Source organism: Vibrio sp. S12_S33 (genome assembly GCF_963889785.1).
GTDB classification, from domain to species: Bacteria; Pseudomonadota; Gammaproteobacteria; order Enterobacterales; family Vibrionaceae; genus Vibrio; species Vibrio aestuarianus.
In genome coordinates this window covers 1-993 of sequence record NZ_CAWPQZ010000171.1, presented here as the reverse complement: position 1 = coordinate 993, position 993 = coordinate 1, and the positions used below count along the sequence as shown (strand labels likewise).

Sequence of the window (993 nt, the reverse complement as noted above, 5' to 3'; positions counted from 1 at the left end):
TAACGCCCAATTAAGGGGTGAACAACGCCACCACTCAACCTAACACATTGCACCATAAACACTAAATTTGAAGTAGAAGCAAAAATGCCAAGCGTTGAGAATCCCTCTTAAATTGCTTGTTAGCTGTTTATTGCTACAGATTTACTTTTTAGCCTACAAATTTTTATTCAACCATTTTATCGTATGATCTCTCATGTCGTTGGAAAAATAATGCGATTCATCAGCTAAATTGAATTCAATTTCAGTATTATTTTTATCGTATTTACTCTTCACTTTTTCATAAAAGTCCTTCGCAAAATGGGCAGGAACCCAATCATCTTTCTCGCCATTTATAATCAACATAGGGCGACTTTCATTTTCTATAAGGTACAAACATGGATCAATCTCTGCCATATGCCTAATAGCTAACTTCTCATCATCACTAAGAATCTTATTCACCGAATCTGCTTCTAAGGCGAATTTCTCCAAACCGACAAAATCAGGAGAGCCGAGAATTGGTACTGCAACTTTAATTAGTTGATTTTGGGTCAAAGAATAAAATGTGGACATTGCTCCCATAGAGATACCCACAACTGCAATCCTCGATGGATCAATCCGAATATCTTTCTGATAGTGATCAATGAGTGTATTTATGTCATCTGAATTCTGCTTGATAACCCCCGTCATTCTTTTAATAAAGCTAGAATGACTACAAACATTTTGAGCATTACCATCATCTCTTTCGCCGTGTTTATCTGCATCAAAGCAGATAACAGAGTAACCCTGAAGAGCTAAATTTAAAGCTAGATTAGAACCTTCATATTTATCATTGTTCCACCCATGACAGATGATGACTAAAGGATTATTTACCAACTCTTTTTTACAATAGTGTAGATATACAATCTCACCCATCTTACTTTTTTCGACTACAACACCTTCCATGAACGCCCCATATATTCTATGTATCCGCTTACCGACACAATAAACCGTCAGACTTCAGAAAACAGCTAACGC

The 993-nt window shown here is 36.4% G+C and carries 1 protein-coding gene; it reads right to left on the bottom strand.

Annotated elements, in window-relative coordinates:
- Positions 1–153: 153 nt before the first annotated feature.
- Positions 154–921 (bottom strand): alpha/beta hydrolase family protein, encoded by a 768-nt coding sequence (locus tag AACW06_RS19700; RefSeq protein WP_192076351.1) that lies wholly within the window; start codon positions 919–921, stop codon positions 154–156.
- Between the last annotated feature and the right edge of the window lie 72 nt (positions 922–993).

Excerpts from the sequence above, each read along its gene's own strand:
- AACW06_RS19700 (WP_192076351.1), bottom strand. The coding sequence starts at position 921 with ATGGAAGGTGTTGTAGTCGAAAAAAGTAAGATGGGTGAGATTGTATAT.